Source organism: Accumulibacter sp., assembly GCF_016789985.1.
Classification (GTDB): Bacteria; Pseudomonadota; Gammaproteobacteria; order Burkholderiales; family Rhodocyclaceae; genus Accumulibacter.
In genome coordinates this window covers 1-12366 of record NZ_JAEUOL010000238.1, presented here as the reverse complement: position 1 = coordinate 12366, position 12366 = coordinate 1, and the positions used below count along the sequence as shown (strand labels likewise).

Sequence of the window (12366 nt, the reverse complement as noted above, 5' to 3'; positions counted from 1 at the left end):
GCCTTCGTCGTCGTGCGTGCGTTATGGAAGTGGAGCTGGGCCTATTCGGCGATCTTTCTGGTCTTCTTCGTGGTGGTCGACTTCGCTTTCTTCTCGGCCAACGTCATCAAGATCCTCGACGGTGGCTGGTTCCCGCTGGTCATTGGTGGGTCGGTGTTCGTACTGCTGTCGACCTGGCGGCTTGGCCGTCGCCTGCTCTCGGAAAGACAGGGACAACAGTCGGTGCCTCTTGACGACTTCATTGCCGGCATCGCGCTGGATGGACCACATCGGGTGACCGGCACCGGCGTTTTTCTGACCGCCCATCCGGAAGGGGTGCCGCGGGCGATGCTGCATAATCTCAACCACAATCAGGTATTGCACGAGCGCGTGGTGTTGCTCAACGTCACGACAGAAGACGTTCCCCACGTTCCCGAAGAGGATCGTGTGCGGGTCGAAGCATTGGCGCGGGGCTTTCATCGGCTGTTCGTCCGCTACGGTTTCAAGGACGATCCCGATCTGCCGCGTGCCCTGTCCTTGTCTGCAGCGCGGGGAATGCCGTTCGACATGATGACGACCTCGTTCTTCCTTGGTCGCGACACGGTGGTTCGGCTGTCACCGTCGCCTCCCGTACGCATGGCGCGCTGGCGGCAGATCCTGTTCAACTGGATGTTCCGCAACGCCGACACCGCAACCGAATTCTTCAAGCTGCCACCCAACCGGGTGGTCGAACTCGGCGCGCAGGTGGAGCTGTGCTAGCGGCCCCGTCGTCTGGGTTGTCGCGACGATATGGCAAGACCTGGCGACATCGTCACGCAGCGAACAGGAGGACAGAATGAGCGGTCGCCACTGGCTTGTCGCAATCGCAGCATGGAGCTTTGTCGAGAGCGTCGCGACTGGCGACAATCTGCCGCCGGCACCAGCCGAACTTGGTATCCTCCGGCGCAATGCGCAGGGGCGGCTGGAAGTCATCCCGCTCAAACAGGGTAGCCCGCCCGGTTCAGCGGGTAGTGCAGTTGGCAGTAGGGTTGGCCAGGAGGCGGGCGAGAGTGCCGCCGCCGAAGCACGGCCCACAGGCATGGCCGCGCGCGGCCGCACGATCGTCGTCGGTGCGCAGGAAAGCGTGCGCAGCATCAGCGAGGCGGCTCGCCTGGCGCGTGACGGCGATACCATCCAGATTCGTCCCGGTGAATACCGGCAGCAGGCGGTCGTGTGGACGCAAGGCAATCTGACGATTCGGGGTGTCGGCCAGCGCCCGGTTCTCGTGGCCGACGGCGACAGCGCGGAAGGCAAGGCACTCTGGGTGGTGCGCAACGCCGAAATGTCGATCGAGAACCTCGAATTCCGCGGCACACGCGTTCCGTCAGGTAATGGAGCAGGCATCCGGTTTGAACGAGGCCATCTGCGCGTGGTGCGCTGCGCTTTCTTCGACAACGAGATGGGCATTCTCACCGGCAATGCCGCCGATACCGTGCTCGAGGTCGAAGACAGCGAGTTCGGCGCCGCCCCCCGGCACGCCGGCATGCTGCATCATCTTCTTTATGCCGGGACAATTGCCAGGCTCAGCGTCAGGGGCAGCCGTTTCCAGCAGGGTTACCGCGGGCACCTGATCAAGTCGCGCGCGCGTGAAAGCTCGATTCTCTACAACCTGATCGTCGATGGCACCGGCGGCGCAGCGTCTTATGAGCTCGAGTTTCCGAATGGCGGTTTGGCCTGGGTGATCGGCAACGTAATCGGGCAGAGCGCGACGACCGACAATCCGGACCTCATATCCTACGGTGCCGAGGGGCAGCACTGGCCCGACAACGCGCTCTACCTGGCGCACAACACCTTGCTTGATGGCGCCGCCGATGGTCGCTGGCTGCACGTGTGGTTCGACCGCCTGCCGTTGGGGACCGAGGTCTGGGCGATCAACAACCTGCTCGTTGGCCGGGGCAGCTTCGTTCCGCAAGGCCCTGGCCGCCATGATGGCAACGAGGTGGTCGAGCGGACCGCGCTGCTCGATACCGAAGGTTCGAGATTCGCCTTGCCCCGGAATTCGCCCTTGCGTGGCCAAGCCAGGCCGCCCGGCGATGTTCGCGGGCAGAATCTGAGGCCACAAGCCGAGTTCCATCTCCCGGTGGGAACTCTCCCCTTGGTGGCGGGCAAGCCCTTGTCCCCTGGAGCGTTACAGTGATGCGCGGCTAGTTCAGGCGAGACAACAGGGCGAGAAACTCGTCAGCGCTCTGGAAACCGACGACGCGAACACCTTCGATTTCCTTTCCGTGGCGGTCGAAGAAGATGATGCCCGGCGGTCCGAACAGGCGAAAGCGTTGCAGGAGCGCCTGGTCTGCCTGCGCATTGTCGGTGACATCGGCCTGCAGCAGGGTCCAGCCGGCAAGTCTGGCTTGGACGCGTGGATCGGCGAAGGTGAAGCGCTCCATTTCCTTGCACGAGACGCACCAGTCGGCATAGAAGTCGAGCAGCACCGGTCGGTCGGCCGCCGTCAGCCGGTTGTCGAGTTCGGTCAGCGAGCGGACGCGGACGAAGGGCAGTGTTTTCGCGTCCACCGTGGCAGCGCTGTTGCGCAACACGGAGAGCGGTTGCAGCGGGTCGCGCGAGCCGGCCAGACTGCCGAGCAGCATCGCTGCGCCGAAGAGCAGCATGACGATGCCGATCCCTTTCCAGAAACGCTGCCAGCCCTTGGCATGCGGTGGCAGCGGATCGAGTGCGTGCAGATAGATCGCCGGGACGATCAGCAGGAGCGCCCAGGCAATCATCTGGACGACCGCCGGAATCACCGGCGAGACCAGCCAGACCGCGGTGGCCAGCAGGATCACGCCGAAGGCCTTCTTGACGGCTTCCATCCACGGGCCCGATCTGGGCAACAGACTGCCTGCCGAAAGGCCGACGGCAAGCAGCGGGGCGCCCATGCCGAGCGCCATGACGAAGAGCGCCAAACCGCCCAGCAGCGCGTCGCCGCTCTGCCCGATGTAGAGCAGGGCACCGGCCAGCGGCGCAGCGACACAAGGTCCGACGATGATCGCCGACAGGGCGCCCATCGCCGCCACGCCGGGCAGCGAACCGCCGCGGAGGTGGCGCGCTTCCTCCGACACCCTGCTTTGCAGGAAGGTGGGCAGTTGCAGTTCGTAGAAGCCGAACATCGATAGCGACAGGAGTACGAAAACGGCAGCGAAGGCGCTGAGGACCCAGGGATTCTGCAGGGTGGTGGCGAGCAGCGTGCCGGTCAGGCCGGCCGCGACTCCGGCGACTGCGTAGGTGACTGCCATGCCCAGTACGTAGGCCAGCGAGAGCAGGAAGCCGCGCGTGTGCGATACGCCGTGACCGTCGCGTTCCGAGCCGACGATGATGCTCGAGAGGATGGGGATCATCGGGAAGACGCAAGGGGTAAGCGACAGCAGCAGCCCGAAACCGAAGAAGCTACCGATCAGCAGCCAGAAGCCGGCGTGGCGAAACAGTTGAACGATGCGTCCGGACTCGTCCGTTGCCGGGCTACCGGCAGCCGGTGTGTCGAGCGCCGGCGTCGCCGGATCGGGCAGTTGCAGACCGAGTGACTGCTGTTGTGGCGGATAGCAGATACCGGCGTCGGCGCAGCCCTGCGAAGTCAGCTTGAGGGTCAGCGTCAGCGGCCCAGAACTGTTGCGGTCGACCGGCAGGCGAATCAGCGCCTCGTCGTAATAGACCTCGACCTTGCCGAAGTTGTCATCAAACTTCTCCTTGCCGGGCGGCAGAAGCGGGGTGCCGAGTCTTGCCGTCAACGAATCGGCGGCGAAGCGAAACTTGTCGCGATAGAGGTAATAGCCCTTGGCGATCGCAAAATGCACTTCTATGGTCCGTCCGTCGATCGCACGAGCGCTTGGCTTGAAGGCCACGGCCGGGTCGAGAAACTCTTCGGCCTGCGCCAGGGCAGACAGCAGAAGCACAAGCGAGAGCAGCCAGCGGATCATCGGGCAGGTTCGGCCGGTCAGGAGCAAGGAGTGGTCTCGCTGGCTACCCAGGCGAAATACTCGGGGAGGCCCCGGGTGAGCGGCAGGGCGACCACTTCCGGCAGTGCGTAAGGGTGGCGAGCACGAATCGCTGCTTCGAGTGCCGGGTAGCGCGCATCGCTCGTCTTGATCAGGATTGGTACCTCGTCGGCCAGTTCGACGATTCCCTGCCAGCGGTACACCGAACGGCATGGCGCGAAGATATTGACGCAGGCCGCCAGTCGCGCCTCGACGAGTTCCCTGGCCAGTAGTTCGGCGGCCGCTCGATCGGGCAGGGTGGTCAGGACGAGGAGGGGGGTCACGGAGCGAATTCTACTCCTTCCACGGATTGCCACGCACACTGTCTGCTTGGCCTGCCGGGTGCCCGAAACCCTTTGTCCAGGCGCTTACGCTGGTCAGTCGGGTCGGTCAGCTCCGGTAGCCCGGATTGGTGCGATCGAGTTTGCGCAACAGCGCCGGCCAGGCGAGACCGCCGCCGGTTCCGCGCGTCACCTGTTCCCATTGCGCCTGGGCACCATCGATGACCGACTGGCCGATGTGGCGCAAGGGCTGGCCGCCGCTCATTGCAGCGACCTGAATGCGGCAGCTGGTCTCGAAAAAGTACATGGCCACGAAGGCTTCGGCGACCGATCGACCAACCGTCAGCAGGCCATGGTTACGCAACATCAGGAAGCGCCTGGCGCCGAGGTCGCGCACCAGACGTGGCTTCTCGTCGTCCACCAGGGCGACGCCTTCGTAGTCGTGGTAGCCAAGTGACGACAGGACGAAGATCGAGTGCTGCGACAAGGGCTGCACGCCTTCCTGCTGTGCCGAAACGGCAACGCCATTAACGCTGTGCAGATGCAGCACGCAGGTCGCATCCTCGCGTGCCGCATGAACGGCGCTATGGATCGTGAAGCCGGCAGGATTGATCTCATGCGGCGTGTCGTCGAGCTTGTTGCCGTGCAGATCGACCTTGATCAGACTGGAAGCGGTGATCTCTTCAAACATGAACCCATACGGATTGATCAGGAAATGGTGTTCCGGTCCGGGAACGCGCGCCGAGATGTGGGTGAAAATCAGGTCGTCCCAGCCGAACAGTGCGACCAAGCGGTAGCAGGCGGCAAGATCCACACGTTGCAGCCATTCTGCGTCATCCACGCGCGACCGAATGTCGGGGCTGGCAGTATTCATCGGGTTCTCCTTTCGCTGACGATACGATAGAATATATAGACTGGTCTATATATAAAGTCAACCCGACACAGGAAAACATGAAGAGCGAATCGGAACTCGGTAGCCGCGAACGAATGCTCGAGGCGGCCATTGCACTAATGCGAGCCTCCGGACTGAGCGGTGCAGGGATCAACGAGGTCGTGCGCGCCAGCGGTGCTCCGAAAGGATCGGTTTACCACTACTTTCCGCAGGGAAAGCTGCAAGTCGTCAGCGAAGCACTCGCCGTCTACTCGGCGCGGGTGGCAGCTTTCATCGCGCAGGCGCTGGACAGCGCACCCCAGCCGGCTGGCAAGGTCAGGGCACTGTTTACTGCCTTCGCCAGACGCGTCGAGGATGGGGATTTTCACCAGAGTTGCGCGGTCGGTACGATCAGCCTGGATCTGGACCAGGATGTCCGGCAACTTCAGGCCGTCCTGGCAGACTGTTTCTGCGATTGGATTGCCGTGATCGGTGGGCACTTCGATTTCGGTGACAAGGCGCGCACCAGGTCGTTTGCCGGTTTCTTGCTGACCGCCATCGAAGGGGCCTATGTTCGCTGCCGGGCGGAGCGCTCGTCGCAGGCCTTCACTGAAGCAGGCGAATGGCTGGCGTCGATCGCCGATCGCGACGCTGCGTGCGCCAGCGGGATGGTGCAGTCACCGCTCGCCTTGGTTACCGGCGGCGTGCCGCCGGGAAGCAGCCCTGGTCATCAGCCTGACTGAACCTGTCGGAGCGGTCTGCCTCGCTTCAGTTCCTTGCGCAACCACAGGCGAGGGACTTGCCGCCTTGGTGGTCAGCAGCACGGCGATCATCATCTGGCAGTGCAATAGGATTCGATCAGCTTCTTGCTTCTCTCGATTTCGGTGGAGCGCCCCTTCTCATCCAGGGGAACCCGTTTGCCGTCCTCGTCGATCTCGTATACTTCTGTTGCCCCTTGGAGCTTTTGAAGCCAGCGTTTTTCGATTGCACATTGCTTCTTGCGGCCGGACGCTTCGCGTTCACTCTCTTCCTGTTTTCTTGCTGCCTCCTGACGATCCAACTGGCGCTTGCGAAATTCCGTCTCCTGCTCCTGCCAGTTTTTTGCGGGTGGTTTGCCGCCTGCTTCAGCGGAAGGGTCGGCGGGTCCGCGAATCTCCTCGGCCTTCTGCGTCGTGGGCGGTATTTCCGAGAAATGGGTGATCCCTTTCTCGTCTACCCATTTGTAGATGGAGGCGGCCCAACTCGCGCAAGTGATCCAGGCGAGGACGAGAAACAAGACATTCCGCTTCATGTGATACCCCAATCCAATCACTTCCCGAGCACGCCGCGGCTCAAGGTCGATTCCACCCTCCGTCCTGGTGCAAGCTCCGACAGGCAGTGCATGAATCCGCACTCCGCCCCGACTGCTTTGCCGAGTTCTTCCATCGGGCGATCGAGGCAGCGCAGTGGCTGCTCCCAAACCTACCTGATCAGCGTTACCGGGAGGTCAGACAGGTGGAGGACACCGCTGCTCACCGAGCCAAGCCATACACTCGAAAACGCGCTGAGTCCCCGGGTACCCATCACGATTGCATCGCAGCCGTACTCGCGGGCCACTCTGGTGATCGTCTCGGCAGCGGGCCCGGTCGCCAGCACGGAAGTGCAGTGCAGGTCGGCCGCAGCGAGCGCTTCGCCCCCGTCGCGCAGTACACTGTTGTCGCCCGGCTGTTCCTCCAGTGCGCCGACCCCGGTTTGAACATGGAGCAGAACTGCCTCGATGGAAGGGTGTAGCAGGGCCAGTTCGACGATGTGCCGGACTGCTCGCCGGGCGGGGGCTGAACCGTCTATGGGGACAAGGGCTTTGCGCATGGCGACATCCTCTGTCGGATTGCATGGCGGGAGACGCGCACTCGTGGACCACGGCTGCCAACCTTGGTCGCAGCGGAATCTGGCGCTTGACTGGTCGCGGGAGAATGCACGAGTCTACTACGAAGCCAGCCAGCGAGGCAGCATGAATCGCCTGGTGAAACGTACTACTCCAGCCGCTTGGGACTACAATTTGCCTTGGTTCTGGAGAGGGCGGCGAACGCGCGCGGCAAAACCGCTCGATATGCGATTGCGGCGGCTCTCCGGTAACTGGCTCTGCTGTTCCTTACCGCCGATCGAGGAGAGGATCTATGTCGCCGACCAATCCGATGGCCGCCCTGTTTGGCAAGTCGCCATTCAAGCCATTGCAACAGCACATGCGGATCGTCGTCGAATGTGTTGCTGAAGTGCCGGAGTTGTTTGCTGCGCTGATCGACAGGGATCAAGTCCGGCTTGAGGAGCAGAAGAACAAGATCTTCCTCAAGGAGGGAGAGGCCGACACGATCAAGAGCAACTTGCGCCAGCAGTTGCCACGCAGCATGCTGCTGGCGGTAGACCGGCGCGACCTGCTGGACCTGCTGGCCATGCAGGACGCCATTGCCGGTGTCGCTCAGGACATCGCCGGTCTCTTGGTCGAACGCCGGATGGATATTCCCGAGGGCATGGCTGAGCCGCTGATGCGGTTCGTGCAGCGTTGTGTCGCAACCTGTGAACTGGCGCACCGGATCATCGAGCGACTCGAGAAACTGATGGAGGTGGGTTTCCGGGGCCGTGAAGTCGAGCGGGTGGAAGCGATGGTGTTCGAGCTTGGTGAAATGGAGAGCGATACCGATCTGATGGGAATGTCGCTGGCACGGGCGCTCTTCTCCCAGGAAGACAACATCAAGCCGGTGGCGGTGATGTTCTGGTATCAGTTGATCCAGTGGGTGGGCAATATCGCCGATCATGCAGAAAAAGTGGGTGAACGCTTGCGTCTGCTGATCGTTCGCTGAACGAGGAAAGCTGCGGCGATGAGGACACAGCAAGTCGACCCGAGGGAGACGGAACGGCAGCTCGCTCTGTGCTTTTGCAATGCACGGTTGGCCGGCCAAGGGATCTGGTATGGAAATCATTGAGCAACATCAAACCTTCTTCTATGTTCTGGTCATCACCCTTGGCCTCTACGTCACCTGGGGCCTGGGTGCGAACGATGTGGCCAATGCCATGGGCACCTCGGTCGGATCCGGAGCCATCAGCGTCAGGCAAGCCTTGCTGCTTGCCGGCATCATGGAATTGTGCGGCGCCTATCTGGCTGGCGGCGAGGTGGCGACGACGATCTCGAAAGGCATCATCGATGGGAGCCACTTCGAGGCGGTGCCGCATCTGCTGATGTTCGGCATGCTCGGGGCGCTGCTGGCAGCGGGTATCTGGCTGATGATTGCCAGCATGCGTGGCTGGCCGGTGTCGACGACGCATACGATCGTCGGCGCGGTTTGCGGGGTAGGGGTGGCTGCCCTCGGTTTCGACGCGGTGAACTGGGAAACGACGGTCGAGATCGTTGCCAGCTGGTTCATCTCACCGGTGCTTGGTGGCATCGTGGCGCTGTTTGTGACCTTGAGTATTCGGAAGCTCATTTTCAACACCGTAGACCCGGTGGCCCAAGCGCGCAAATGGGGTCCGGTGCACGCCTTCCTGGTTGGCTGGATGGTTTCGTTGATCACCATCAGCAAGGGCCTGCAGCATGTCAACGTCCATCTCGGCAGCATCGCGGGCCAGGTGCTGGCGGTGGTTATCGGGATCGTCCTGGCCTCCATCGCCCGGCTCATGATGAGTCGCGTCAAACTCGATCAGCACGCCAGTCGCGAGTTCCACTTCGCCAGCGTCGAACAACTGTTCATTCCGCTGATGGTGATTACCGGCGCCGCCATGGCCTTCGCTCACGGTTCGAACGACGTCGCCAATGGCATCGCTCCGATGGCCGCGGTCATTCAGATCATCGAAACGCAGGCAGTGTCGCCGAAAGCGGCTGTGACACCGGTCATGTTGCTCATTGGTGGCCTGGGGATCGTTGCTGGTTTGGCAACCTACGGCTACCGGGTGATGGCCACGATAGGCCGCGGGATCACCGAGCTGACACCGACCCGGGGATATTGCGCGACGATTGCCGCCGCCCTGGTGACCGTTGCGGCTTCCGGACTTGGCATGCCGGTATCGACCACACACATCGCCGTGGGTGCCGTGATGGGCGTCGGTGTGGCCCGTGGCATCGGTGCGCTGGACCTGCGGGTGATTGCCGGCATACTCGTCTCCTGGTTCGTCACGGTGCCGGTGGGGGCGATTCTGGCGGCTCTCACCTTCTACATTCTGCGAGCTGTTTTCGGCTAGGATCGGGCTGACCCATTTCCTGGCCTTTCTGATTGACCCGACGGCCATGCCGGATTACCCAACTCAACCCGTTGAGTCGCTGCAGCTCTTCAAGGGAGTCGCCTTTCCGGGCGACGTCCGGTTTCGCCAGATGCTGGTGACCGGTCCACCGGGAGCCGGCAAGAGCACCTTGATCGTCCGCCTCGGTGGCTGGTCGGAGGAAGGTTACCTGGACCTGGGACGCAAGCACTGGTGGCGATCGGAGATTCTGTCCGTACGTCCCAGGGAGATCCACCTGGGCATGCCCTTTGTCGGCATGGATAACGCCGTATCGGTTTTCGATGCGCAATTCCTCGACCGCGATCCGTCGCCGCCGGTCGATTTTGCGCGTATCGTCCTGCCGCCTCGCAAGCGTTACTTCTTTTCGGTCGACTGGTATCGCCGGTACGTCTTCGAGTTCCTGTTGCCGCCGGCGGAAGTGGTGTTCGAGCGGAGAAGCGAACGGGCGAGGCATAGCACGCATCCGGTGGATGAGCAACTCAGTCTCGATATCTGCATTGCCCAGCTCGAGGTTTTCCGGCGCATGGCGGAATATCTGCACCGTAGCGGCTTCTACGTCTATGTACGTGAAGGGATAGAGAACCCGCCACGACGTTTCGTTGACCCGCCGCCTCGGCCGTGAAGAAGCTCGCCAGCCGACGTGCGCTGATCCTTGCACATCTCTGGGGACGGCTGCGGGCAATCGTTGCCCGATTCGGCTTTGGCTGGGGGCACAACCTGAAGCTTGGGGATGCCTATCGGCTCGGTAGTACCAAGGTGCGCGTCCCACTGGATGGCGGCCCGATCGAGATCATTCTTGGGATGAACGACAAACGGCTGCATCTCTACCCCGAATCACGTCTCAATGCGAGCGGTCAGGCTATCCGGCTGGGCAGCTTCGTGATTGTCGATCCGGGCGCTCATCCCGCCCGGATCGGCGGATTTCTACGCCTTTCCCCGAAAAGCTGGGTATCTCTCGGCGCGGGGGATCCGATTCAGCAAGCAATTTTCGACTACCCGGCGGCGATTGATGAAGAGCATCTGGTGGTGATTCATGGTCGTGATGCTCTGGTCTTTCGCAACCTGAGCAATGCGGGTACGGCGATCGGTCCGGCGGTGACCGAGGTGAGCCGGGTGCGTGAGCAGCGGCTCCATCGCTTGCGCCAGATCTTCGGCGGTCCGCTCGAGTTGCTGCCGGCCGACAAAGCCCTCAAGCTGATCGACGAGGTGAATCTGGTCCTGCAGGACGAGGTGTATCGACCGAGAAACGATCAGGGCCTGCCCGGCGGATTGCTGATGCTACCCGCCGCGCTGACGCCGATCCTGGTTGCCGACCTGCACGCCCAGGTCGACAACCTGTTGACCGTCCTGAGCCAGAACGCCTTTCTTGACGCCCTGGAAGAGGGCAGTGCCGTTCTGGTCATTCTCGGCGATGCGGTGCATTCGGAGGTGGACGGGCAGTTGCGCGAGATGGAAGGTTCGATGCTGCTGATGGATCTGATCTTCCGGCTCAAGCTGCGTTTTCCGCAACAGGTGTTCTACCTGCGCGGCAATCATGATTCGTTTTCAGAGGACATCGCCAAGGACGGGATTCCACAAGGGTTGCTGTGGGCGAAGGAACTCAGCGAGCGGAGGGGTACGGCCTATCTGAAAGCCATGGGGGAGTTCTACCGGCGCTTGCCGTACGTGGCGTTTTCACGGGACTTCGTTGCCTGCCACGCGGCAGCGCCCAAAGTCGAGGTCAGCGTGCAAATGCTGGTCAATATCCACCGCTACCCGAAACTGTTGCTGGAATTGATCAATAATCGTTTGCGGCGCCCGAATCGGCCGCAGGGTTATAGCCGGGGCGATGTCAAGCGCTTCCGTCGCTCGCTGCAACTCGAGAAGCACACCCCGTTCATCGTCGGCCACACGCCGATGGATCGTGAAGGCACACTTTGGCTGGACGTCGATGGGATCAAGCATCACCACGTGCTGTTCAGCGCCAACCCAGATCAGGTCGGCGTCTTCACGCGGGTAGACAACGTGATGATTCCGCTGACTTACCCGGTTGATGCGGTGACGCAGATCATCAACCGTTTTGAGGACGGATCGCCTTGAGTCCGCTGGAGAGCGTCAGGATGTCCGCTGGCCGCGCCACGCCCCATGGGCGGCGCACGACCGGCAGTTTCCACGCGGCAAGGTCGGCAAGCCCAGGGAAAAACCCCCGGGCAGAGCCGGGGAATTGCCCGTTTTGCTCAGGCAACCGTCTTGCGGCGGCGAGAGAGCGCCAGTGAGCCGAGACCACCGAGCAGCATGACCAGAGTTGCCGGCTCGGGCAGGCCGGGATCCCGGGAACCGGTGAAGCTCGCGTCGTCGAGCGTGAAGTTGTTGCCACCACCGCCAGTGATGACCACATAGGCAATATTGCCGGGATCGGTTACTTCCAGAAACTCGTTGGCAGCGCCGCAGCCTGAGCCGACGTAGTTGGCAGCGCATGCGCTGATCACCTGGTCAACCTGCTGATTGGCCGAATCGTAGGCGGTCACGGTGAGCTGCTGGTTGTAGGTGAAGTAGCCACTGAAGAAGTCTGACGCAGTCGTGAAGTTGAGCTGCATCGGACCGCTTGGGTTGTAGACAACATTGATTCCCGAGTGCGGCGGGAAATTGCCGCTGTTCAAGGAACCGCCCGCCGAGAGTACCGTGGCACCGGCAAACGTGACACCGTTGCCGAAGTCCTGATTGGTCAGAACGGTCAGATCCGGAAAACCTTCGAAGGTGATCACCGTCGCCGAAGCGGCGAGGGGTACGGCCAAAGCCGCCACTCCAATGCCGGCGACCAGCAAGGATTTGAGTGCTTTCATTTTTTCTTTCTTGTCCAATAGTTGATCCTAAATTCCTCTGTTAGCCCATTGCGGCAGCCAGACCAGGAGGGGCCAGGGCCGTGTGCCGCGGCATCTTGGGTTTGACTGCGATGATTTTGTCGACGATGTAGCGAACCAGTGCAGGCCAGCGGGCGGCTTTC

At 62.0% G+C, this 12366-nt stretch carries 13 protein-coding genes; 7 read left to right on the top strand and 6 right to left on the bottom strand.

Annotated elements, in window-relative coordinates; genetic code table 11:
• Positions 1-738, top strand: a 738-nt coding sequence (locus JNK99_RS13560; protein ID WP_291853974.1) for a KUP/HAK/KT family potassium transporter, incomplete at its 5' end; no start/stop codon positions are given.
• A 76-nt stretch (positions 739-814) separates the two neighbouring features.
• Entirely contained in the window at positions 815-2155 is a 1341-nt protein-coding gene (locus JNK99_RS13555) for a hypothetical protein (RefSeq protein WP_291853972.1), read from the top strand.
• Positions 2156-2162: 7 nt separating this feature from the next.
• On the opposite strand, the gene dsbD is transcribed toward JNK99_RS13555, so the two are convergent.
• From dsbD to JNK99_RS13540, 3 genes are all read right to left on the bottom strand, one after another.
• Entirely contained in the window at positions 2163-3926 is a 1764-nt protein-coding gene (gene dsbD, locus JNK99_RS13550; protein ID WP_291853970.1) for a protein-disulfide reductase DsbD, read from the bottom strand.
• A gap of 17 nt (positions 3927-3943) precedes the next feature.
• Entirely contained in the window at positions 3944-4267 is a 324-nt protein-coding gene (gene cutA, locus JNK99_RS13545; RefSeq protein WP_291853968.1) for a divalent-cation tolerance protein CutA, read from the bottom strand.
• Positions 4268-4373: 106 nt separating this feature from the next.
• Entirely contained in the window at positions 4374-5138 is a 765-nt protein-coding gene (locus JNK99_RS13540; RefSeq protein ID WP_291853966.1) for a class II aldolase/adducin family protein, read from the bottom strand.
• Positions 5139-5215: 77 nt separating this feature from the next.
• Between JNK99_RS13540 and JNK99_RS13535 the strand changes: the two genes are divergently transcribed.
• Positions 5216-5878, top strand: a complete 663-nt coding sequence (locus JNK99_RS13535) for a TetR/AcrR family transcriptional regulator (RefSeq protein ID WP_291853964.1) — start codon at positions 5216-5218, stop codon at positions 5876-5878.
• 89 nt (positions 5879-5967) lie between these two features.
• Here JNK99_RS13535 and JNK99_RS13530 read toward each other — a convergent pair whose 3' ends face one another.
• A complete protein-coding gene (locus tag JNK99_RS13530; RefSeq protein WP_291853962.1) occupies positions 5968-6426 on the bottom strand; it encodes a DUF4124 domain-containing protein in 459 nt (152 codons plus the stop codon).
• A gap of 170 nt (positions 6427-6596) precedes the next feature.
• A complete protein-coding gene (locus JNK99_RS13525) occupies positions 6597-6983 on the bottom strand; it encodes a universal stress protein (RefSeq protein ID WP_291853960.1) in 387 nt (128 codons plus the stop codon).
• A 308-nt stretch (positions 6984-7291) separates the two neighbouring features.
• Here JNK99_RS13525 and JNK99_RS13520 point away from each other — a divergent pair, with 308 nt between their 5' ends.
• The 4 genes from JNK99_RS13520 to JNK99_RS13505 all read left to right on the top strand — a co-directional run bounded on the left by JNK99_RS13520 (position 7292) and on the right by JNK99_RS13505 (position 11462).
• The gene (locus tag JNK99_RS13520) at positions 7292-7972 is read left to right on the top strand and encodes a TIGR00153 family protein (protein ID WP_291853959.1); all 681 of its coding nucleotides are present in this window, start codon (positions 7292-7294) and stop codon (positions 7970-7972) included.
• Positions 7973-8081: 109 nt separating this feature from the next.
• Positions 8082-9344 (top strand): inorganic phosphate transporter, encoded by a 1263-nt coding sequence (locus JNK99_RS13515; RefSeq protein WP_291853958.1) that lies wholly within the window; start codon positions 8082-8084, stop codon positions 9342-9344.
• Positions 9345-9390: 46 nt separating this feature from the next.
• Positions 9391-10005: a serine/threonine protein phosphatase gene (locus JNK99_RS13510; RefSeq protein ID WP_291853957.1), complete on the top strand. Its 615-nt coding sequence runs from the start codon at positions 9391-9393 to the stop codon at positions 10003-10005.
• Positions 10002-11462, top strand: coding sequence for a metallophosphoesterase (locus JNK99_RS13505; protein WP_291853956.1), 1461 nt, complete (start codon positions 10002-10004; stop codon positions 11460-11462). The genes JNK99_RS13510 and JNK99_RS13505 overlap by 4 nt, the downstream gene beginning before the upstream one ends.
• 137 nt (positions 11463-11599) lie before the next feature.
• On the opposite strand, the gene JNK99_RS13500 is transcribed toward JNK99_RS13505, so the two are convergent.
• Complete coding sequence (locus tag JNK99_RS13500; RefSeq protein WP_291853955.1) at positions 11600-12205, bottom strand: PEP-CTERM sorting domain-containing protein; 606 nt, start codon at positions 12203-12205, stop codon at positions 11600-11602.
• Between the last annotated feature and the right edge of the window lie 161 nt (positions 12206-12366).

Excerpts from the sequence above, each read along its gene's own strand:
- JNK99_RS13555 (WP_291853972.1), top strand. The coding sequence starts at position 815 with ATGAGCGGTCGCCACTGGCTTGTCGCAATCGCAGCATGGAGCTTTGTC.
- dsbD (WP_291853970.1), bottom strand. The coding sequence starts at position 3,926 with ATGATCCGCTGGCTGCTCTCGCTTGTGCTTCTGCTGTCTGCCCTGGCG.
- JNK99_RS13540 (WP_291853966.1), bottom strand. The coding sequence starts at position 5,138 with ATGAATACTGCCAGCCCCGACATTCGGTCGCGCGTGGATGACGCAGAA.
- JNK99_RS13535 (WP_291853964.1), top strand. The coding sequence starts at position 5,216 with ATGAAGAGCGAATCGGAACTCGGTAGCCGCGAACGAATGCTCGAGGCG.
- JNK99_RS13530 (WP_291853962.1), bottom strand. The coding sequence starts at position 6,426 with ATGAAGCGGAATGTCTTGTTTCTCGTCCTCGCCTGGATCACTTGCGCG.
- JNK99_RS13525 (WP_291853960.1), bottom strand. The coding sequence starts at position 6,983 with ATGCGCAAAGCCCTTGTCCCCATAGACGGTTCAGCCCCCGCCCGGCGA.
- JNK99_RS13520 (WP_291853959.1), top strand. The coding sequence starts at position 7,292 with ATGTCGCCGACCAATCCGATGGCCGCCCTGTTTGGCAAGTCGCCATTC.
- JNK99_RS13515 (WP_291853958.1), top strand. The coding sequence starts at position 8,082 with ATGGAAATCATTGAGCAACATCAAACCTTCTTCTATGTTCTGGTCATC.
- JNK99_RS13510 (WP_291853957.1), top strand. The coding sequence starts at position 9,391 with ATGCCGGATTACCCAACTCAACCCGTTGAGTCGCTGCAGCTCTTCAAG.
- JNK99_RS13500 (WP_291853955.1), bottom strand. The coding sequence starts at position 12,205 with ATGAAAGCACTCAAATCCTTGCTGGTCGCCGGCATTGGAGTGGCGGCT.